This is a genomic window from Leptospira sp. GIMC2001 (assembly GCF_028462125.1).
Taxonomy (GTDB): domain Bacteria; phylum Spirochaetota; class Leptospiria; order Leptospirales; family Leptospiraceae.
Genome location: NZ_CP115468.1, coordinates 3,054,153 through 3,075,889 on the forward strand (window position 1 = coordinate 3,054,153; position 21,737 = coordinate 3,075,889).

Sequence of the window (21,737 nt, forward strand, 5' to 3'; positions counted from 1 at the left end):
TCGATGGATCCGTTAAATAATAAAATCCGCTGTTATAGCCTATCATACCAAACAAAACAAGGAAAAATATCCAAATGCTTAAGGCTCGAAACACTCTTGTAGTTTCTCCGGTCTTATCTTGCACCATAGATTTCCATTTGGATAATAAGTATATCGTAAGATCAATTTACCAGTAGAATCGTATTCTTCCATAGCTTCTTGAGATCCTTGTGGGTAAAAATATTCCCAGCCACCTACTTTTTTGCCTTTTAGATAGCTTCCTCGATATTCTAATTTTCCATCATTGTAGAATTTCTGCCAACTTCCGGATTTATAACCTGAGTCATAAAATCCCTTTTCTTCAATTTTTCCAGTTGGGTAGAATCGCATATATTCCCCATCTTCATTGCCCCAAATCTCAACAGGAATCCAGAATTCTCTTTTTTTACCATAAGTAAAATTTTGCACTACATAGTTGCTTCCATCAGGGAAAGTCCATGTCCAAGTTCCATGCCTCTGTCCGTTCTGAAAATTTCCCCAACTAATCCTTATTTGGTTGTCTTTAAGAAAATTCTCACATAGTCCATCAAGTGCTCCATTTTCATTCACTTTGCATTTACTATAAAGCTCACCGGTCTTATAGTATTGAAACATATATCCATCTCTTTTAATTGAAAAGACATTTGTCTTTCGATCATAATTGGCATTTTCAGGAACGCCTGCTGGGATTCCCTCCGAACGACAGGATAGAAAAAATGAAATTGTTATAGAAAAAATGGATAGAAGAACTAATTTTCTTTTCACTTGGGTTCCTCAAATTTTATAGCGGGTTCATTTTTAAATGCAGTCAAAAGAGCTTTCGATATAATAATACGATTCATTCTTTTAGATCTTATTGGAGTAAGATATCTTAAACTAAAGACGATTAGCCCTTTATCTAGTACGGTATAAACAATTGGAGTTCTTTTTCCAAGACGTAGTAAATAATTTTTTGATAATTCTTTGATTTTATCTTCGATTACTTCCGGTGCTAATATCAATTCAGTTTTGAGTATTCCATTGCAGATTTCTTCAGCTTTCGCCCAATCAGAATCTACGCTAAGACTGAATCGAAATTCATCCCATACAAAATTCATTTTCTCTGATACAACATAGTATCTTTGAATAATTACATGATGATTTGGAAAATGCACCAATCGATTGGTAGATTGCTCGAAGCCATGCTCGGGATTGATCTCTACAAGGGAAAATTTTGTTAGACCTATATTGACTACGTCACCCATCACATGATCTATCTCAATGCGATCTCCAACTTTGAATCCATTGCTTCCAAGAATTACAAACCAGCCAACAATATTCAGCCAGACTTCTTTGAGAGAAATAACGATACCAGCTGCCGCAAGACCCATCACAGTTGGTAGAAAATTCAAGCTAGAGAAGATAAGTGGTAAGAATGAAATTGTAAAGACAGTAGCAAAAATAGTTCTTCCAATTTTTCTGCGATTGTATTGGGCTTGTGAATTCTCTGCAGGCTTAATTGTATCAACTGCAAAAAGTATAATTCTATAAATAACTAAGGAAATTAAAAATAAATAAACTAATAGAATTAAATTCTCAGAGAATGTTCTTTCTTTACTATGTAATATCTCAACTGGATTCAGTTCTAAATAAAAATCAAATACTTTCAACTCAGAGCTTCCTTTGGTCTTTTAGAACAGAAAGGATTTCCTTTCTTGCAATTTCATGTTTGAATCTTGATTTACCTATATCTTCCAATAAAGTAAATAATAGCGAATTGCCTTCCTTTTTTTTATCGTGATCCATATGTTTCAATATATCTGATGGTTTAGATGAATCCGAGGTAGGTAGATTATAATTTTTCATAACTTGAATGATATCTCGGATCTTTTCATTAGGGAATCCGACCTCTCTTGATGATAACATCAAAGCAGTTACAAGTCCAATGGAAACCGCTTCTCCATGAGAATATTTCTTATAGTTTGTCAGTGATTCTATTGCATGTGCAGTTGTATGTCCAAGATTTAGAATCTGCCTAAGTCCAGATTCTTTCTCATCTTGTGATACAACCCATGCCTTATACTTGACGGAATCCATAATGAATTTTGTAAGAATTGCCGAATCAACATTTATATCAGAATATTTGTGAGATTTGAAATCTTGCCACATTTCCCCACCGGATAATAGACTGTGCTTCAATATTTCAGCAAGTCCACATTTCCATTCTTTCTCCGGCAAAGTGGAAAGAGTAAACAATGGCATATATACAAGGTTAGGTTGGTGGAATGAACCAATCATATTTTTACCTTTATCTAAGTTAACCGCAACCTTACCACCAACAGAAGAATCTACAGATGCGAGAAGTGTTGTGGGAATCTGTACAAAACGTATTCCTCTCTGATAGGTCGCAGCAATAAACCCGGCAAAATCTCCTACTACTCCACCACCCATAGCGATAATAACTGTTCTGCGATCAGCACCAAGCTCGATCAATTGATGAAATACTTTCTTCATCCGATCAATATGTTTATTTTTCTCAGAGCCTTTTATGTAAATTTGATAAACGGGTTGAGGAATGCCAGCCAGTTCTGATTCGACATACTTGAGATATGTTTGAGCAATAGTACGCTCAGTTATGATAATAAACTGGGATACATTTTCGATTGCAGCTAATTCTTGTTTTAATCCTATAAAATTTTTATATAAACGGATTGGATATGAGCTATTTCCATACTCTACTTTGGTCTCTGCAATTTTCACTGTTCTTCCACCCATTTACTTTTTATATATGCACTTGCGATAAATTTCTTCTTCTTGAGAAAATCTTTAATATCTGGGCGAATATCCATACCAACTAAATCACGACTTGAGAAATAACCAAATCCAGTGATCGCTTTCTCTCGCGAATCAACAACTGGGATTGAATCTTTTACTTTTGTAAGAAATACCAATTGAATAAGATGTCGTTCACCTTTTGGATCTATAGATTCATTGAAAGCAATAAACTCCATTCCAATAGATTCCAATCCTAATTCCTCAAGCAATTCTCTCTTAAGAGCTTGCTCAGCCGATTCACCGAACTCAACTCCTCCACCAGGAAGCAACCAATAACCTGGTCCTTTACCCCGCTTACTCTGTTGTATAAATAGAATCTCGCCTTTAGAGTTTTGAATGAGTCCTGCAACTCTCACTCTCAATCCTTTCTTTTTAAAAAAATATGTATTCATTTTTGTTTCCAAGTTGCGAGCAAATTCTTTGCTGCAGAATGCTCAGCACTCCGTTTATTTTTACCATTTCCCTTTACGATAAAACCATCAGGCAATTCAACACGAACTATAAAATCTTTATCATGATCAGGTCCCTCAGCAGATACAAGTTCATATTTTGGGACTTTTTTAAATTTTTTCTGACAGATCTCCTGAAGAATGGATTTATAATCTTTTACAGAGTCCAAATCTTCCAATTGATGAAGATAGTGAGAAAGATGCGGTATAATAAACTTTTTGCAAGATTCCAGTCCAAGATCTAAATACATAGCACCTAACAAAGCTTCAACCAAATTCTCCATAACCCGAAGATTGGACTTTCCTGTTTCGACTTCCCCTTTACCAAATCTAAGGAAATCAGAAAGATTAAGATCCTCGCAGATTCGAGAAAGAACAGGTCCAGATACAAGTTTGCTCTTGAACTTCGCGAGTTTGCCTTCAGAAATATTAGCGTATTGTTTGTACAGAAGCTCTGCTGTGATAAAACCAAGGATAGAATCACCAAGAAATTCCAGTCTCTCATTATCAGAGACACGGAAACCTGATTCATTAGCGAAGCTTCGGTGAGTAAATGCTTCGTCAAGCACAGCGATGTTTAGAAATCGGGTTCTGATTTTTTTTTGAAGCTTGGTGAGTTGATCGATCCTGTCAGGTGTGAGAAATTCCCTGGGATCGCCTTCGGATGAATTTCTTTTGCGCAAGTGAAAATGCTTTAAAGAACTACCGGGGATCTTGCGAAACCCGGTAGAATCCTCATTCGGATTAGCCCTTTAGTTTATCAATAAACTTTGTGACGTCACCAACAGTTTGGATTTTTTCTGCATCTTCATCAGAAATCTCAATACCAAACTCTTCTTCTAGAGCCATTACTAGCTCAACTGTATCTAGAGAGTCAGCTCCTAGGTCATCGATAAAGTGAGCCTCTGGTGTTACCTCAGACTCATCAACTCCTAACTGCTCTACTATGATAGATTTTATTTTTTCGAAATCTGCCATGTTTTCCTCCAAGCCACTTTTACGTGGGGCAAAATTGATTTTTATTATTCTTGATAAATGCTTTTAAACATCCACCGATTTTTTAGGTTCAAATCCTCCAAAAATTTGGCAAGCCTTTAAACGATTTTTTAATTAATCTGAACAAAAAAAGCCCTTAGAATAAATTTACTCTCCGCCACCTGGAAGAAATCCGCCACCGTTTACAGAAAGTATATGACCTGTGATAAAAGAAGATGCATCACTTGCAAGGAAAGCAACAGCGTTCGCTATATCTTCAGGTTGTCCTGGTCTTTTGAGTGGAATACTATTTGAAATACTTTTTTTAATTTTTTCAGGGATTGCATCAGTCATTTCTGTTGCGATAAATCCTGGAGCAATTGCATTCACTCTAATATTTCTTGAAGCAAGTTCTAATGCACAAGCTTTTGTAAAACCGATCACTCCTGCTTTGGATGCAGAATAATTAGTCTGTCCAATGTTTCCGTTCTCTCCTGCAATAGAAGATAGATTGATTACAGATCCACTTCTTTGTTTCATCATATATTTGATTGCTGCTTGAGTACATAGATAGGTGCCAGTAAGGTTTACTGCAATTACAGAATCCCATTGCTCTTTCTTCATTCTCATAAGCAAAGTATCTCGTGTTATTCCTGCGTTATTTACCAAGATATCAACCGATCCATATTCTTTGTTACAAGCTTCGATCAATCCTAAAGCTTGTTCATCTTTGGAAATATCACCAACATAAGCTAGTGCTGGATAACCCAATTTTTTCAATTCTTCAGCGCATGCATTGGTTGCTTCTGGATTCATATCAGCTACAACAAGTTTTGCACCCAACGATCCTAATTTCATTAGTGTTGCTTTACCAATTCCTCTGGCGCCGCCTGTTACAATTGCTGATTTACCTTTCAAATCTATCATATTTTACCTCTTATTTTATGCTTATTTTAAAATGATTATAATCTTACTTCTGCCATTCTATCTGCAATCTTCTGATTCATCTTATGTTCAGCACATTCACTGATCACTCGAACGGCATTCTTAACAGCGACAGCATTGGATGAACCATGACCTATCATACAGATTCCTTCAACACCAAGCAATAGAGCTCCACCATGCTCCGCGTAATCGAGTCTTTTCTTAACTGCAGTGAATGTTGGCTTGAGAAGAAGCGCTCCCGTTTGTGCGAGGCTTGATTCTTTTATACTATTTTTGAGAACGTTAAAAATGGACTTTGATAATCCTTCGGTCGCTTTGAGAACTATATTGCCAATAAATCCATCACAGACTACAACATCAACTTTTCGCCCAGATCCATACAAATCTCGACCTTCAACGTTCCCGATGAATTTAATATTTTTTACTTTTTTTAATTTCTCAAAAGCTTTGAGACTAACATAAGAACCTTTTTTGTCTTCTTCACCATTGGATAATAAACCAACCAACGGCTCTTCAATTCCCAGAATATCGCGAGCATAGATCTCGCCCATAAGTGCAAATTGTACTAAATATTCGGGTTTACAATCAACATTTGCTCCAGCATCCAACAATACCATCGAACTTCCATTCTCTCTTGGTATGGGAGCAGCAATTGGCGGGCGCATAACTTTATTTATACGACCCATATGAAGCAAAGCTGCAGCCATCGTCGCACCTGTATTACCAGGTGAGAAAATGCCTACACATTCTTTCTGTGCAACTAATTTAACTGCTTGAACAATTGAAGAATCTTCCATTGCTCTAACAGCAACAGATGGAGAGTCATTCATGTCTATGATTTCGGACGCGTGCACGACTCGAATTTTATTCGAATCGTATTCGTATTTGAGCAAAATTTCTACAAGGTCCTCTTCTCTTCCGACAAGAACCACTTTGTAACCCCATTCATTGGAGGCATTTACGGCACCTTCTACGATGCATTCCGGGCCGTAATCTCCGCTCATCGCGTCAACAGCGACCCACATAGCCGGTTATTCTTCCGGTTTGTCTGCTTTAACTTTTGGTTGTAGGACTACCCTATCTTTGTAGAAACCGCAGTAGGGGCAAACTCTGTGGGACAGCACAAATGATCCGCAATTTTTGCAGGATGATAAATTTGGTTTCCCAATTGCTTGATGGGATCTTTTACTTCTTACCTTCGATTTGGACTTTCGTCGCTTCGGGACAGCCATAACATTCCTCGGAAATTCATTCTAGAATACTTTTTTACAATGATTCTGGAGAGGTCCAGGGAAACAACTGATTATTTTTGGATACGACTTACGAAGTCCATAACTTGCTCTCTTTTATTGTAAAAAGAGGATCGATTGCAAACCAATCTCGCAGTTGATTCCAAAATTACTTCAATTTCTTTCATTCCGTTTGCTTTTAGTGTCTGTCCAGTAGATACCAGATCGACAATGCAATCAGCTAGTCCAACCAATGGTGCGAGTTCAATAGATCCGTACAATTTGACCACTTCACAACTAATCCCTTTAGCGAAGAAAAATTTTCGAGTGAGCTCAGTATATTTAGTGGCTACTTTAACTTTGGACAATTTGCTTAGAGGATGAAAATCAGGTTTACCAGCAAGACTAAGACGACATGCTCCAATTCCCAAATCATGAACTACCATGAGATCGTAGCCACCTTCTTGGATTATGTCCCAACCAACAATGCCAGCATCAGCTGCACACTCTTCAACATAGGTCGGAACATCTTGTGACCTAACAAACAATAAACGGATATTACTTTTGGTATCGAGATAAGTAAGTTCTCTTGATTCTTCGGGAGGTTTAGAAAAAAGCAGACCCTTAGAAACCAATAGTTCTATTGATTCATCCGCAAGTCTGCCTTTGGGGAGGGCTATCGTGAGCATCAGCTGCTCTGTGATATTTTCAGTAAAAGATAGCTGGAAAGTTTCTTAATTTCTTCCAGATCTGCAGCACCTGATTGCTCGGATGCTTCTATAAGTAAAACTTTTCTAAGAGCAGCACCGGCACCAGTTTTATCGCCATTTTCTGCAAGAAGGCGACCAGTGTGATACAAACTCCAAGCTCGAAAAGAAGTGATTTCACGCAAATTTTCTAATAATCCAGATGCGGTTTGGTAATTTTTTAATGCCAAATCCTTATCATCAGCTAATTCACGATAGTTGCCCGCGAGATAGAAAAAATAGGCTTTTGCTTCGCGAAGTTCACTGATCTCACGACCGGCTTTTTCTAGAAGTTCCGCTGCTTTTTTGTAATCTTCTTTGCCTACATATAAGTCCGACAAAACTTTCGCAACGCGGATCTTAACATTCCCAGAAGCATCATTCTCAGCAAATGCATTCATGGTCTCAAGTTTTGTATCAACGGATATAGTGGGGTTGAGATCCCAAGACTCTAGGATAACTTCTAACTTTTCTGTAGCTTTGGTTTCTTTATAAGTGATATATTCAAAATATCCAATTACAGAAGCTATAAGTATAAAGAAAACAAGTACTCCTGAGAATACTTGCAATCTATTTCGTTGGATTCTTCTTCCAAGTTTAATAAAAAACAGCTCAACAGCCGATCCCTGAAATTCTTCCAGGTCTCGGTCGAGAATTGCCTCTTCTTGTTGTTTAATCCTTGAAAGGTCTTTCTTCTTAAATTTGCTACTCATACTTACTTCAAGTTCATAAATGAGCCAAGAGATTCTCTTGATACCTCATTGTCTTCCTTGATGTATTTAGCCATTTCTTCTCTTTCAACAGCCTTCTCATGGTCTTTGATTGAAAGTGAAATTTTCTTAGCATTGGTATCAATCTTAAGAACAGCAGTTCTTACGCTACTTCCAATTGGAAAATGCTCTTCTAGGTTCTGAGTTGTGTCTGGCGGAACTTCAGAAATGTGAACAAGACCTTCAAAGCCAGGCTCAACTTCAACGAATACACCAAAGGATACAATCGATTTGATCTTACCTTCCACTAAACTACCAGGAGGATATTTCTTCTTGAGAGCTTCGTATGGATGCTCTGTTAGTTGCTTGATTCCACAAGAAATTCTTTGTGAATCCAAGTTTACATCAAGGATTTTGTATTCTACAGATTGCCCTTTCTTAAGAGTTGCAGTAGGATTCTTTTCTTTCTCATCCCATGTAATATCAGATAGATGGATCAAACCTTCGATACCATTTTCGACTTCAACAAATGCTCCGTATTTTGTGATTCCTGTAATCACTCCAGTCATCGTATTGCCTACACGAACATTGGAGCTGAGAGAATCCCAAGGGTTAGGTTGCAAATGTTTGGTGCTAAGAGAAAGTCTCCTGTTCTCAAAGTCGATATCCAATACTTCAGCTTCCACTTGCTGGCCTTTTTTCAAAAGATCTTTTGCAAGAGGAGGTTTTCTAGACCACGATAATTCTGTTGTATGAATCAAACCTTCTAAGCCGTCCATAAGCTCAACAAATGAACCGAAGCTTGTGAGCGAAGTTACTGTTCCGCTAACAATCATTCCTTTTTCTAGTTCACGTTTTGCCCATTCCCATGGATCTTCATGCATCTGCTTAAGACCAAGTGATAAACGATTGTTCTCTTTATCTAATTCTAAGATTACAACTTCAAACTCTTGACCGATTTGGAAAAAATGTTTGAAAGGTGCAAATTTTTTGTAACTGATATCATTCTGACGAAGAAGTCCGATGACCTCATGCACTTCACAGAAAACACCAAAGTTTGCGATCTTTACAACTTTCGAAGTTACTTTATCGCCAACTTTTACTTTCTCAAGCAATCCGTCCCACTTCTCGTTGTTAGTTTCTTCGAGAAGTTTTTTACGGGATACAACGCCTGATTTATTTTTTTCATTGATTTCGATGATCTTAACGTCGATCTCTTTTGTTTTGAGTTCAGCAAGATCTTTGTATTTCATTGCGAGATGGGAAGCAGGTAGAAACAATCCTACATCTTCAACATCAAGGGTGAAACCTTTGCCTTTGATCTCAGATACCACTTTGCCAGTAACTGGATAACCATTCGTAAATGCATCACGGATGGAGTCCCAACCCTTGCGGATATCTGCTTCTTTTTTGGATAGAATGGCATAACCATCCACACGTCTTCGGAAAACTACCGAAAAGGTAGATCCACGTTGTGGCACGTCGCCATTGAAATCAGAGAGAGGAACTCGTCCTTCCTGTTTCTCGCCGATATCAAGAAAGACGGTATCGTCTCTTGTATCAACTACTATGCCTTCTGCAATCTGTCCTTTGGACAGTTGATTTTCTGATTCGTTTGTTTCCCACGCTTCAAAAATTTGAGCGAAGGATGCTTTGTCGGTTGAGGGGGTTTCTTGGGAATTCAATTTCGTCCGGATACTACTATAAATTTGCCCGGATCTTTTTCAGGAAATTGTCATTTGGCTTCCTGGATTCCAGACAGGATCGTTTCTATTACAAGTTTTATTGTGCGCTCATCGGTGTCAATTAAGATTGCATCTTTCGCCTGAACTAATGGCGCGATTTCTCGATTTTTGTCTGAATTGTCTCTTTCTACCATTTCATGAAAGACATCGTCCCAATTTACTGAAACATTCTTCGCCTGTAATTCGGCAAATCTGCGATTCGCTCTCTCTTTTGGGCTTGCTGTTAAGAAAAATTTATAGCGGGAATTGGGAAATACTTCGGTTCCAATGTCTCGACCGTCCATCACTAGCTTGTGTTTTGTGGCAAGATCACGGATTCGTTCGTTCACAAAATCTCGAAATCTTCTTTTATCAGCGACAAATTTAATCTTTTCAGTGATTTGAGGAGTTCGGATATCTTGAGAGACATCAACATTATTGAGAAAAATTCGATTTTCTTTTCCTTCACCGAAATGAAGACGAATATCAATATTCGATAGATCCAATTCTTGCTCAGCAACTTTTGTCCAATCAGGAAAACTCTGGGATTCATTACTTAATTCAAATATATTAAATAAGGCAAGAGTAAGAGCTCTATAAAAAGCTCCCGAATCCAGATATTCGATTCCCAATATCTTACCAATTTCTCTTGCAACTGTACTCTTTCCTGAGCCTGCAGGTCCATCGATTGCGATCACTTCATTTGAATAATCCAAACTTAACCCTCGTCCAATTTTTTCAAAATTTCAAAGAAACCAGGAAAGGATGTCTCAACCCAACTGGTTTCATCAAATTGTAAATTCAAATTGAGTAACTTACTCAATATAGAAAAACTCATTGCGATTCTATGATCCATAAATGTTTCAATTTTTACATCTGGATTCAAGGAACTTGGGGAATTGAATGAATAACCATCGGGGAATTCGTCTACTTTCACGCCTAACTTTCGCAAGTTGCTTACAACCGATTCGATTCTATCTGATTCTTTGGCTCTCAACTCCTCAGCATTCCGTATCTCAAAACCACCTTCTGCAAATAAACCTGCAATCGTAAGAATAGGTATCTCATCAATAATAGATGGTATCAATGCTGATGCAATATCAATTCGCTTGAGTTCACTTCCTCGAATTTCAAGATCACCTGCTTCTTCTCCACAAGATGTTCTCTTATTCAAAATAGCGATTCGTCCACCCATAGCTTTTAAAACTTCCAAAATTCCAATCCGTGATGGATTCAATCCAACGTTTTCAATAATCAAAACGCTGTCTTGATCTGCAATAAGACCCAATACAATAAAAAAAGCTGCAGATGATATATCTCCGGGAATAGAAAATTTAGTTCCTGTAAAGTTATAAGGCGGTCGCATGATAAAATGAGTCTCACTCAAATGTTCGATGTCTCCACCAAGAAATCTTAGAATATTCTCAGTATGATCTCTAGATAATTCTGGTTCATCGTAATCTAAGGTTACTCCGGATGTCATTGCAGCGAACATAAGGCAACTCTTAATCTGAGCACTTGCGATTTTGCTAATGTATTGATGATCTTGCAATTTATTTCCAACTACTTTAAGAGGAGCAAGACCTTTATCAGAATCTGAGAATACTTGCGCACCCATCTCAATTAAAGGATCTATGATTCTTGCCATAGGTCTTTTACAAAGTGAAGCATCACCTGTTAATTCTGCATTCATTCCAGCCATTCCAGCGAGAAATCCGCAAGATAATCGAATGCCAGTTCCTGCATTACCGAAGTCAAGAGGTCTAGATGGTGATTGTAGTCCCGACAATCCCGGTGAATTTACTTGGTAAGATCCATTTGCAATCTTTGTAAATTCGACTCCTAAACTTCGGAAACTATTCATGGTGTTCAATGGGTCTTCCGCTTCTAGAAAACCCGTACATTCTGATTTTCCTTGAATCAAGGATGAAAATAACACGAACCGATGTGAAAGCGACTTGTCTCCAGGCACAGTTATTCTGTTGGAGGAAAATTTTTGTCTATTTTTTATGATCATATCCAATATTCTAAGCTAAAAGTATTTTACAAAAACCCTTTCCATAATGCAAGATTACTAAAAAACAAGATGCCAATAGATACAAGAACCAACAATCAAAAACTTCAAATTCAAGCGGGAGAAGTTCTTTTCCTAGAAGGCTCACCTTGCAACTCTCTCAACATTCTACACGAGGGCAATGTCTCATTTGAGAAAAAAATAGGAGAATCAAGTATTCCTCTCTATATTTTGCCTGGACCAAATGTTACATTGGGAGCAAATTCATTATTGACCAATAGCAATTATAATTATACGATTCGATCAAGGTCAACTTGCATTCTATCAACTTATGCGATGAATGCATCATCCGTTCAGAAGACTCTTATATCTAAGTTATCCTTAGGTATGATGATTGCTAGAACTTCACTCAAAGAAATTTCAGAATTTTACAAAAAGAATAACCAAGTACGCAAACTTTCCAGCAGCATTGAGGCATTTTCTGATAATTTATCACTGGTTTATTATCTATGCAATCCTTCAGTTTTCCCAGATATCAAATTATCCGAACCAATTCCTGACGATCCCAATATTATTGATCCAGTGATTCGTTTGGTTAGAGACAATCTTTCGAATTTTCAAGAAAGAGGCGGAAGACTTCCTGATGAGCCTAATACTAAATTTCTTGAGGACAATATGTCCGAATTCCTTTTCAAGACTTACTTGGAAGAAATTGATCTAGATGATAAAGAATTTCATTTTATTCGCAAGATCTTGAATGTAAATCCTAAGATTCAAGGTGCATTATTTGAATCTGATCCAAGCTTAATGATCCATTCCTTGGAAAAATTGTCAGATACATTTACTGGTTTAAACAATCTTCTCCAAGCTGAAGCAGAAAACCTACAAAATCTGTTGAATCTGTATGGAGGAGATGAATATAGCTTAATAGAAAAATATTTATTAATAACAGAACTCTTGGAAACTGGATACTCAACTTTATCACCTACTGTGGTGGTTCCAATAATGGAGTCAGTAATTAGAAAAGGTGAAGGATTCTATTCAAGTTATAAATCAATTTTTGGTTCTCCTTACCTTCAAGTAACCGACGGTTTTCAAAAATTAAAAGATAAGACTCAAGCTATTGGACAGAAATTCTCGGGTGAGATTGAGACTTCTAAGAAAGCGGCTTCTTCCAGTTCCATTGGTGCAGGTATTGATATTTCTGCGGTCAAGGCAGAATTGCAAAACTCAGCAAGTCAGATTTTGAACTATGCAAGTCTTCCCGCAGAAGCAGTCAAAGAATTCTCTGCTTTGATGATTAAACTAAAAAGTCTCAAGAATCCGCTTGATTCCGAACCTGATATAAGAAAGCTTCGTCGCAATATAACAAAAACATATTGGGACGTTTATCGAAGTTGCTTTGTTAAAAATTTAACTTCCGGAACAAATGGCCCGAAACCCGTTCAACTCATGATGCAATTTGGATTTTTCGACGAAAGTCTGTTAGATGATGAACATATCGGTTTTCTCGCATCCAATCTAAATCCGTCACCGCGTTATAGTGAACCAGTTCCAGTTCATTATGGAACCGAATGGCTCAATCAAGTATACAATAAACAAGTTCCTACATCCATCGATGAGCTTGGGCAGACTTTTTTCGAAAAAGTAAAATTGGAATCCAAAGATGTAAACTATAAGAAGGAGAGTGACCTTCCTCCGCATTTAGATTCACCTGAAGCAAGACTAGCATACGAAATGCAAGCTATGTATGAACCGAATGCTCGACTAACATCGGGCGGTCCCGCAACACATCTTCCTATTCTTACTCGTTATCATGTATCCATTCCTCTGGATAAATGTTTTGTAACCAAAGAGAACGTTTACAAAACTATTATGGATATCCTGAATGTGGATTATACAGCATTCAATCGCGAGATCATCTATAAAAATGAACCTCTAGGGATCCGATCTGAATTCATTCAAAAAAGTGTTATTCCAGATCTCATTGTTATACCATCGATTGGACCAAAGATAATGATGTGGCAAGACCTCTCTATTTTCCGTGGAGCAGGTTCTAAAGAATCAAGAGGTAGAATCATTGTCCCTCATTTTGTTACTGGAGATCTTAAGACAATGTTGCTTGAGACGATTGCCGCTTTCCGTTGGGAACTCTGCAAAAATATTCTAGGACCTGATTGGAACAATGTTGGTATGCCTTCTATAACCGCAGACTATACGGACTACGTTCAATTCTTTAAAAAGAATAAAGACCTATCCATTGAAATAAAAGAAAAGTTGTCAGCAGAATTTAAAAGATTTAGAACAGATCGAGATAAATTTGCAAATGATTATCTGCTTTGGATGAAATATGAATCTGAAGGTGTCCAAAGATTGAATCGTGTTGTCCGAGCAATATTCTACCGACATATTCCATTCCATAAAGATATCCGAGATAAGATCTCAACACAACCTGCTTATATGGAATTGCAAAACAGATTTAAGAATATTAGAAGCCGGCAGCATAAAGAACACGAGAATCGTTACAAAAAGTACGCAAACGAAGCTGGAATGCTACCCGATGTCTTACAAGAGAATCTAAATTATTATTTAGTGTAAAATATTGCTAAGTATTGAGTCGTAATTTGTTGCAAATTCCAATTCTATTCTATAACTACTAAAGTTATAAGAATGCTTCACATTTCTTCTACGAAGTAAGGACGAGTGTATTCACGTATGATTTCGATCACAAATCTTCCCCAAGATTTGGGATCATCTTGTGAGAGGTTTACTTGCTTCATTTTCGGGAAATAAGATTGAGGTTTGTAGCCTGAATGAGTCAGTTCAATCACTCGTATATAAGTATCAATTCTCTTTACACGTACGAAGTTGATTGTTTCATTCTGTAACTTTTCTTTAGGAATGTATCCAACAATGATGAGCTTAGGGAAAAGGTTTTTCTTAAGCAATTCAATAAAATCCGTGAAACTATCAACCCGGTCAATAAATCCTTCGTAAGCGCCCCCACCCAAGTTCATAATCTGGGTTACAATATCCATTGTGAAAGAAATTCCTTCGGGGGTATCCATATCAGAAATGATTACAATTCCTTCATCCGGTTGAAAAGTCTTAAGAACATAATCCCCTTTGAAAGATCGCCTGAGCAATTTCGCAGAAGATACATCAATCTCTTGCGCTTTCTGCAGGATTGGTTTACCGGATGTGTCCAGAACGGGTTCTCTAGTTATGATATATCTTTTCTTTGCAGCATTTTGATTCATTACACGAAAAGCTTTTACCTTTTCTTCCAATTCATCTAAACTGCAATATCCAATTTTTAATACGTTTTCACGCGATTTCTTGGCTGTTTCTGATTCTTCCATTGTCCTATGACGACCGTAGGTTATTATTGAAAAAATAGTGGAAAAAGGAAAGCACAAATTTGTCTAAACTATTAAGGATGCTTAACAAATTTAAAATTTTCTTAATGATCATGATGTCTGGAGCTTATTGTGCATCCATTGACTTTATACCTGAACATGATTATCAATTAGCCAATCCAGAATATAAAAAAACGAGCTGGGATGAAGTGGAAATTTACTTATCTAGACCTGACAAAAGAATCAATATTCAGGGTCTTATCAAAGTTAAAGATTTCGATGGCACCGGTCGTTTCCAAGACTACCACAGCTATTTAAAAAAAGAAATGTTCCGAAAGAAAATGGACGGGGTCTGGATGGATACAATCAAATTCAGCTCAGTAGATGATGCAATTTTTCAAACTATGGATCAACGCGGTAATGTTACTCATAGTTATGCGGGAGAATCAAAAATCAAAGTCTGGCAAGGATACGCATTCCGGAACAAATAAGTATGACTCGTAAATTTGACAGTGAAATCATGGTTAACTCTTCAGACAAATGGATATTTCGTGGAAATGAAATTCATCAAGAAGATATATTGAACTATTTTAGAAAGAACTTAAAACAAGATAGCATTGGAGTCTATATAGACAATCGGTTTGGCGAACTTGCAGAAAACGGTTATGTTCTTTTACAAGGATACCCTTATCATGTGACGACAATCATCGAAGAGAATAACGAATTGATATTCGAGACGGATCGAGGAATAAAACTAAATATTGATGATGTACAGCTATTTAGAAATCAGGAAGGCAATATTGTTGGGCATAAAAATGAGGAAGACAAAATCTTATTTCGCTTTAGCATCAATGCTTCAACAAAGTTGTCAGAATGGCTAGAAGAAGACGGAGATGAATATAAAATTCAGTTTCAGAATCGATCTGTTCCTCTTCCGGAATTCAAAAATTCAATAGAAATTTCTCTACCATCAAGTTACGAAAACTAATAATCTTATAAGAATTCTCGATTTATAAATTGACCAAATCAATCTCTTTCGAATTCGGATTAGATTGCTTATATACTATTTTTTGTTAGCTGGTCTTTGAGGCGATGCGCTTCTTCAAATTCCGGTTTTAGTTCAATCGCTCGATACAAAAATTGCAGAGAACGCTCAGGCCGATTCCACATTTTATAGAGTGTTGCTAGATTGAAAAAAGATATATGTAGAGCATCGTTTTGTGCACAACGAATGGATTTTTTGAGCCAGAAAACTGCGTCTTTATCCTTGCCCATTCTTAAGAGTATAATACCAATTTCATTGCAGGGATTGCCATACTCGGAATTGATACTGACTGATTTGTAGTAGAATTCTAGTGCTTCTTCGAGTAAATTTCGCTGACCCATAATGAGTCCGAGATAGAAATAGGATTCTTCGCATTCAACATTTTCCAAATAGGATAGAAAGAAAAATTCCGCACGATCCAAATCCCCAGAACGAAAAAACTTTTTGCCAGATAGAAATAAATCCACAGATCACCCCGATGCGAAGAATTTTGAGTTCAGCTACTACAAAGTCGCTGTAATTCAATTTTCGGATGAGCTAAGAAAACGCTTGATTGTTTATTTTAAAGCAGAGGAAGAATGGACGAATATATTTTTTCTGGACTGATATTGTAGTGATCCAAAATTTCAATTCTATCACCATGCAAGATTGGTTCTGGTGGAAGTGCAATCGTTTTGAGAAATTTATTCAAAGTATTGGGATTCAATTGATTGAGGATATATCCACTTGCACCCATATCTCGATAGCTCTCATCCATGATTATGAATTTGTTAACAGATCCAAGCTCGGATTCCAATGCCTCCCAATCCAATGGTCTTAGCCAAAAAAGATCAATCAACTTCACAGATTTATCTTTTTCTTCCAAAAGCTTTCTAGTCTTCTGGGATATATCAAGCATAGAACCAATGGAAAGAATTGCAAGGTCACTGCCTTGTGACAAAATTCTAAACTTTCCAGGAGTCAAAGGACGCGGCTCGGCAAAATTCAAATCTGCTAGTTTCACGGAATCTTTTGGAAATCGAATAGCGATAGGAGAACTATCGTAAGTATTCATAAAATGTAAAGAGTCAATGATATCTTGACCAGACGATGGAACAACTAAATCCATATTCGGCAATCCGAGAAGATAACCTATATCAGATAGTCCTTGGTGTGTCTCACCGTCCGGTCCGACGACTCCGGCACGATCGATAACGAAACGAACAGGCAGATTCATAAGGGATACATCCTCGACTAACTGATCCATCCCGCGCGTTAGAAAAGTAGAATAGATGCATACATACGGTATTGCACCACCGCTAGACATTGCACCCGCAAAAGCTATTGAGTGTTGCTCAGCAATTCCAACATCAAATGTATGATTAGGAAACATTTCTGAATATTCTTTTAATCCAGATCCTTCGATCATTGCTGGAGTAATGACAGCGATTTTTGGATTAACTTTAGTTAGGTCAATTAAAGTATTTCCAACAATTTTGCTATAAGAAATTTTATTTGAATCAGCAGGAGCCATAGCCCCATCCAATTTATTAAAAGGAGTTACTCCATGGTATTTGATCGGATCTTTTTCTGCTGGATCATAACCTTTTCCTTTCTGAGTGATCACATGCAAAACAACGGGTCCTTCAATATTTTGAACTTTATTGAGAATTTTGACTAAGCCAAGTACATCATGTCCGTTCACTGGACCAAAATAGGAGAATCCAAGATCTTCAAAAAGTCCACCAGGAGTCATAAAATGCTTAAAACTTTTCTCTGCTTTACGCATAAAACTCAATATAGCAGGTCCAATGATTGGCAACCATTGCATAAAAGTATAAGTAAATTTCTTCCAAGAATTGTAAATCTGAGAAGATATAAGAGCATTCAAATAAGAAGAAATGGAACCGACATTCTTGGATATGGACATATAATTGTCATTCAATACGATGATTGAGTTGGGTCGAATATGCCCACCATGATTCATTGCTTCCAATGCCATTCCAGTAGCAATGGACGCATCCCCAATCACACCGACTATCTTATGACTAAGACCCAACAAGTCTCTCGCACAAGCTTCACCTAACACCTGTGAAATTGAAGTTCCTGCATGGCCAGTATTGTATAAATCATAAGGACTCTCTTCTCTTTTGGGGAAGCCTGACAATCCACCGAATTTTCGAACCGTTTTGAGTTCGTCTCGGCGACCTGTTAGAATTTTGTGAGGATAAGTTTGGTGGCCTACATCCCAGATCAGTTTGTCATCCGGTGTCTTGAAAACATAATGAAGGGCGACTGTGAGTTCAACGACTCCTAAATTGCTGGCAAAATGCCCTCCAATACCCGCCAAAGTATCAATTATGAATTCACGCAAATCTCTACAAACAGAAGGCAAATCTTCTGGCTGGAGATTCCTTAAATCAGATGGGAATCGAATTCTATCTAGATAGGGATATAGAGTCATTAAAGCTAGAAATTAAGAAGCTCCCAATTTTGAAAGTGGTCTCTTCATCTTTTCCATATCTTCTGGGTTGCTGATTCCAAGCAATTCGTAAATTCGCACTGGCTGAGTTTTTCCTTTCACTTTTACCAAGTCCAATTCACGCGCAATTACCTTATCTTTTACCTTTTCATAAGTATATTCTGATATAATAATGTTAGTTCCATACATTTTATTGGAACCTTCAAGCCTTGATCCAAGATTGATCGTATCACCCATACAAGTGTATTCCATACGATGCGAAGATCCCATATTGCCAACGACTGCAGGTCCTGAATTGAGACCGATACCGATGTCTATAACTGGAACTTTTCTCGCAATCCAACTTGGCTTGAGAATTCTATCCAAGTAATCCATCTGTGCAAGTGCAGCAATACAAGAATAATAGGCGTGATCTTCGAGCGGAACCGGAGCACCCCAGAACGCCATGATCGCATCACCCATATACTTATCAATTGTGCCCTTGTATTCAATGATGATCTCTGTCATCGCCGATAAATACTCATTAAGCAATTGAACTAGTTCTTCAGGACCAAGAGCTTCGGATATAGTTGTAAAGCCACGGATATCCGAGAAGAAAATGGTAATCTCTCTTTTGGATCCACCAAGAGCAAGATTGTCCGGATTTTTTAGTAATTCATCCACAACGTCTTTTGATACGAACTTAGAGAAAGTACTACGAATGTATTTTACATTTGCTTCTTCCGTCAAAATCCTAAACCCAATAATTGAGATGAATATAAAAACCTGCTCAAGTAGCACGGTCGGAAGAATTGTTATAAGATTATGCTCCGCAAACAAATACATGGATAGTATAGAATAAAGAACGAGCATTAGAACAGAAATTCCAAATCCGTATAAAGTCGAAACTCTTGGCTGAAGAAATCCAATCAACACAGCAAGAGCCAAATATGTAATAAAATCGATGAGCTTAGATGTATTAAAAAGAAAATCTTGATTGAGAATTGTATTCAATGCTTGAGCATGGTGTTCGATTCCAGACATATCACCAAACGGAGATAAATGGGCATCCTTTGATGCGCCTCGTCCCGTTGCATAATACATCGCAACGAGGAATATGTTATTGGAAAATTGTTGTGCGGTCTCTTCTTCCCATTCTGTTGCTACTTCAAAAATTTCATGGGAATTAAACGAATATCTTCCACCAACGAAATTGATCTCCATCTGACCTTCCCAGTCAATTGGGATAACAATCTCACGATTCTCATTTGGAATCGCCATGATATCCTTGGTCTCCATCTTGGCGATTCTTCGGTTAAAGCTTGTTAGCTTTTTGTCTGGGATGTTCTTAATTGTGATAGATTCGCCCATCTTCACATAAACATCCCGTTGGATATCAACACCATAATAATTCGTCGCAAGCAATAAATCAATTGAAGGATAATATTCTGGCTCACGATTTGGTCCAGAATTGGGAACCTTCACGACAAGAGGCATCTTTCGGTTCATGCCAGCTTCATCTTTTTTTACGTTCGCAAAACCGAGACCAGACGATAGTTCAGCTACTGGTTCGATTGGAGGCTGAGGAAATTTGACCCAATCATAATTGTATCGAGATTCATCGATCACATTTTTTAATCTAAATTTTCTAAGAATCTCAATTCTAGACTCTAAATTCTTAACGCTCTCTTTGGATTCGGCACTAGTCTCCATCGGATAGTCGAAAAGCACATTCTGGTTCTTCTTCATTGCCGAAGCCATAGCCTCAGTCTCGCCTTTCTTATAGTCTAAGAAAAAAATATCGAACATCAATGTATTCGAAGATCCAGTGAATTTTTCTATAATATCAGCATAATAGTTCCAAGGAAGTGGCCAAGTTCCTTCCAGCTTTTCTAGTGAGTTCGTCGTAATACCAATAATTTGAATATCATGTCTAGCTTTTGGTGGAGGATCAAATTTTCGAAGTTCAATTCTTCCAGATTCGTTTTCGAATTCTTGAACTGTCTTTGAACCGCGAAGAATTAAAAATCGAGAAGAAACTGAATCTTCTTCTAAATTCAAAAGTGGAGTGAATGTCTGAGCCAGAGTAAACATTGTAATTCCAACCACGAACGAAAGCCAGAGTGATCCACTGTATTGTTTGTTGCTCGTCGTTTTCTCTAGAATCTTATAAACAAAATAGGATGAAGCTAAGATGAGTAAAGTTCCAATCAATAGGAGAAGATGGAAATTCTCATGATGAGGATCAAATACGGAATAAGTGAGGATCGAAAATCCAGCTATTGCGACAAAGATTACGATGATATCAAGTATCTTTAAACTTTTATTCTGATCTGTGGTTGTTTCGCTCATAACTTATACAAGTTCTGATTTTTCCTAAACTATCTCAAGAACAAATTGCATTAAAAATTGAAAAACAACCTAAGATTTTTATCTAAGCCAACAAAACCACAAGATCAATTTATCGCATTGCTGATCGAATAGATTTGCAATAGATTTCTAATTTTTCTGCGCAAATTTCCAGATTTGAACCATGATCCTCAATAATTTTTTGAATGGAAGATCCAATAATGACGCCATCAGAAAATTTAGAAATTTTGGCAGCTTGGTCAGGAGTTGAAATTCCAAAACCTGCAGCGATTGGTAAACCCATGTCCTTGCGTACATATTGAATCCTTTCTTCTAAATCCAGAGAGAAGTCTTTTCGTTCACCAGTAACTCCGAATGATGTTACGTAATAGATAAAACCAGATGAATTCTTTTTCATTTTGTGGATTCGACTTTTTTCTGTTGCCGGAGTTACCAAATGTATGAGATCGATTGCATATTTGGAAGCTTTGGAAAAAAGTTCGTGACTCTCAGGTGAATCAAATGGCAGATCTGGAATGATAAATCCGGAAACTCCAGCCTTGTTCGCAGCAGATAGAAATTTCTCGATCCCCATATGATAGATAGGATTGAAATAAGTCAGATAAACCAACGGAGTCGAAGGATTCGCATCTTTGATAGATCGAGTCGTTGCAAAAATTTTCTCCAAACTAAAAGGATTCATGAAAGCACGAGAGAAAGCTCTTTGGATCACAGGTCCATCTGCGACAGGATCAGAAAAAGGAATTCCCAATTCTAAAATATCTCCTCCGCCTTTGATGATTGCATCCGCCCATCTTTTGCTATCCTCATAATTTGGATCACCGAGCGAAATATAGGGAATAAAAAGTGAACCCTCAGTAGACTTGAACTTCTTGGTAATCTCAGATTCCATTTGCAAT

Annotated in this window: 22 protein-coding genes; 3 read left to right on the top strand and 19 right to left on the bottom strand. The window is 37.4% G+C overall.

The genetic code is table 11. The features are described 5' to 3' along the window. Positions 1–78: 78 nt before the first annotated feature. The 14 genes from O4O04_RS15555 to aroA form a co-directional block, all read right to left on the bottom strand. A complete protein-coding gene (locus O4O04_RS15555; RefSeq protein ID WP_272532705.1) occupies positions 79–783 on the bottom strand; it encodes a toxin-antitoxin system YwqK family antitoxin in 705 nt (234 codons plus the stop codon). Then, entirely contained in the window at positions 780–1,667 is an 888-nt protein-coding gene (locus O4O04_RS15560; protein WP_272532706.1) for a mechanosensitive ion channel family protein, read from the bottom strand. Before O4O04_RS15560 ends, O4O04_RS15555 begins: the two co-directional genes overlap by 4 nt. Position 1,668: 1 nt before the next feature. Further along, positions 1,669–2,757 (bottom strand): 3-dehydroquinate synthase, encoded by a 1,089-nt coding sequence (gene aroB, locus O4O04_RS15565; RefSeq protein ID WP_272532707.1) that lies wholly within the window; start codon positions 2,755–2,757, stop codon positions 1,669–1,671. Continuing rightward, on the bottom strand, positions 2,754–3,224 hold the full coding sequence (locus tag O4O04_RS15570) for an NUDIX domain-containing protein (protein WP_272532708.1): 471 nt from the start codon (positions 3,222–3,224) through the stop codon (positions 2,754–2,756). Before O4O04_RS15570 ends, aroB begins: the two co-directional genes overlap by 4 nt. Next, positions 3,221–3,964, bottom strand: coding sequence for a ribonuclease III (rnc, locus tag O4O04_RS15575; protein ID WP_272532709.1), 744 nt, complete (start codon positions 3,962–3,964; stop codon positions 3,221–3,223). Before rnc ends, O4O04_RS15570 begins: the two co-directional genes overlap by 4 nt. 61 nt (positions 3,965–4,025) lie before the next feature. Further along, a complete protein-coding gene (locus O4O04_RS15580; protein WP_272532710.1) occupies positions 4,026–4,259 on the bottom strand; it encodes an acyl carrier protein in 234 nt (77 codons plus the stop codon). A gap of 165 nt (positions 4,260–4,424) precedes the next feature. Then, on the bottom strand, positions 4,425–5,183 hold the full coding sequence (gene fabG / locus O4O04_RS15585; protein ID WP_272532711.1) for a 3-oxoacyl-[acyl-carrier-protein] reductase: 759 nt from the start codon (positions 5,181–5,183) through the stop codon (positions 4,425–4,427). Positions 5,184–5,218: 35 nt separating this feature from the next. Further along, on the bottom strand, positions 5,219–6,226 hold the full coding sequence (gene plsX / locus O4O04_RS15590) for a phosphate acyltransferase PlsX (protein WP_272532712.1): 1,008 nt from the start codon (positions 6,224–6,226) through the stop codon (positions 5,219–5,221). 6 nt (positions 6,227–6,232) lie between these two features. Beyond that, positions 6,233–6,433, bottom strand: a complete 201-nt coding sequence (gene rpmF, locus O4O04_RS15595) for a 50S ribosomal protein L32 (RefSeq protein ID WP_272532713.1) — start codon at positions 6,431–6,433, stop codon at positions 6,233–6,235. Between the two features lie 71 nt (positions 6,434–6,504). Then, positions 6,505–7,119, bottom strand: a complete 615-nt coding sequence (hisG, locus tag O4O04_RS15600; RefSeq protein WP_272532714.1) for an ATP phosphoribosyltransferase — start codon at positions 7,117–7,119, stop codon at positions 6,505–6,507. Then, complete coding sequence (locus O4O04_RS15605) at positions 7,119–7,889, bottom strand: tetratricopeptide repeat protein (RefSeq protein WP_272532715.1); 771 nt, start codon at positions 7,887–7,889, stop codon at positions 7,119–7,121. Before O4O04_RS15605 ends, hisG begins: the two co-directional genes overlap by 1 nt. 2 nt (positions 7,890–7,891) lie before the next feature. After that, positions 7,892–9,571 carry a 30S ribosomal protein S1 gene (locus tag O4O04_RS15610; protein ID WP_272532716.1) on the bottom strand — a complete coding sequence of 560 codons (1,680 nt, stop codon included), beginning with the start codon at positions 9,569–9,571 and terminating at the stop codon, positions 7,892–7,894. 50 nt (positions 9,572–9,621) lie between these two features. Continuing rightward, entirely contained in the window at positions 9,622–10,326 is a 705-nt protein-coding gene (cmk, locus tag O4O04_RS15615; protein WP_272532717.1) for a (d)CMP kinase, read from the bottom strand. 2 nt (positions 10,327–10,328) lie between these two features. Beyond that, positions 10,329–11,624 carry a 3-phosphoshikimate 1-carboxyvinyltransferase gene (gene aroA, locus O4O04_RS15620; RefSeq protein WP_442915968.1) on the bottom strand — a complete coding sequence of 432 codons (1,296 nt, stop codon included), beginning with the start codon at positions 11,622–11,624 and terminating at the stop codon, positions 10,329–10,331. A 72-nt stretch (positions 11,625–11,696) separates the two neighbouring features. Between aroA and O4O04_RS15625 the strand changes: the two genes are divergently transcribed. Next, positions 11,697–14,222 (top strand): cyclic nucleotide-binding domain-containing protein, encoded by a 2,526-nt coding sequence (locus tag O4O04_RS15625; protein WP_272536116.1) that lies wholly within the window; start codon positions 11,697–11,699, stop codon positions 14,220–14,222. 77 nt (positions 14,223–14,299) lie between these two features. Here O4O04_RS15625 and O4O04_RS15630 read toward each other — a convergent pair whose 3' ends face one another. Beyond that, the gene (locus tag O4O04_RS15630; RefSeq protein ID WP_272532719.1) at positions 14,300–14,986 is read right to left on the bottom strand and encodes a hypothetical protein; all 687 of its coding nucleotides are present in this window, start codon (positions 14,984–14,986) and stop codon (positions 14,300–14,302) included. A 59-nt stretch (positions 14,987–15,045) separates the two neighbouring features. Between O4O04_RS15630 and O4O04_RS15635 the strand changes: the two genes are divergently transcribed. Next, positions 15,046–15,474 (top strand): hypothetical protein, encoded by a 429-nt coding sequence (locus O4O04_RS15635; RefSeq protein ID WP_272532720.1) that lies wholly within the window; start codon positions 15,046–15,048, stop codon positions 15,472–15,474. A 2-nt stretch (positions 15,475–15,476) separates the two neighbouring features. After that, on the top strand, positions 15,477–15,971 hold the full coding sequence (locus O4O04_RS15640; protein WP_272532721.1) for a hypothetical protein: 495 nt from the start codon (positions 15,477–15,479) through the stop codon (positions 15,969–15,971). Between the two features lie 68 nt (positions 15,972–16,039). Here the strand turns inward: O4O04_RS15640 and O4O04_RS15645 are convergent, their stop codons facing one another. The 4 genes from O4O04_RS15645 to trpA form a co-directional block, all read right to left on the bottom strand. Continuing rightward, positions 16,040–16,495 (bottom strand): tetratricopeptide repeat protein, encoded by a 456-nt coding sequence (locus O4O04_RS15645; RefSeq protein WP_272532722.1) that lies wholly within the window; start codon positions 16,493–16,495, stop codon positions 16,040–16,042. Positions 16,496–16,590: 95 nt separating this feature from the next. Continuing rightward, positions 16,591–18,471 (bottom strand): 1-deoxy-D-xylulose-5-phosphate synthase, encoded by a 1,881-nt coding sequence (dxs, locus tag O4O04_RS15650; RefSeq protein ID WP_272532723.1) that lies wholly within the window; start codon positions 18,469–18,471, stop codon positions 16,591–16,593. A 12-nt stretch (positions 18,472–18,483) separates the two neighbouring features. Beyond that, entirely contained in the window at positions 18,484–20,820 is a 2,337-nt protein-coding gene (locus O4O04_RS15655; RefSeq protein WP_272532724.1) for an adenylate/guanylate cyclase domain-containing protein, read from the bottom strand. Positions 20,821–20,929: 109 nt separating this feature from the next. Continuing rightward, a complete protein-coding gene (trpA, locus tag O4O04_RS15660; protein ID WP_272532725.1) occupies positions 20,930–21,730 on the bottom strand; it encodes a tryptophan synthase subunit alpha in 801 nt (266 codons plus the stop codon). Positions 21,731–21,737 lie beyond the last annotated feature (7 nt).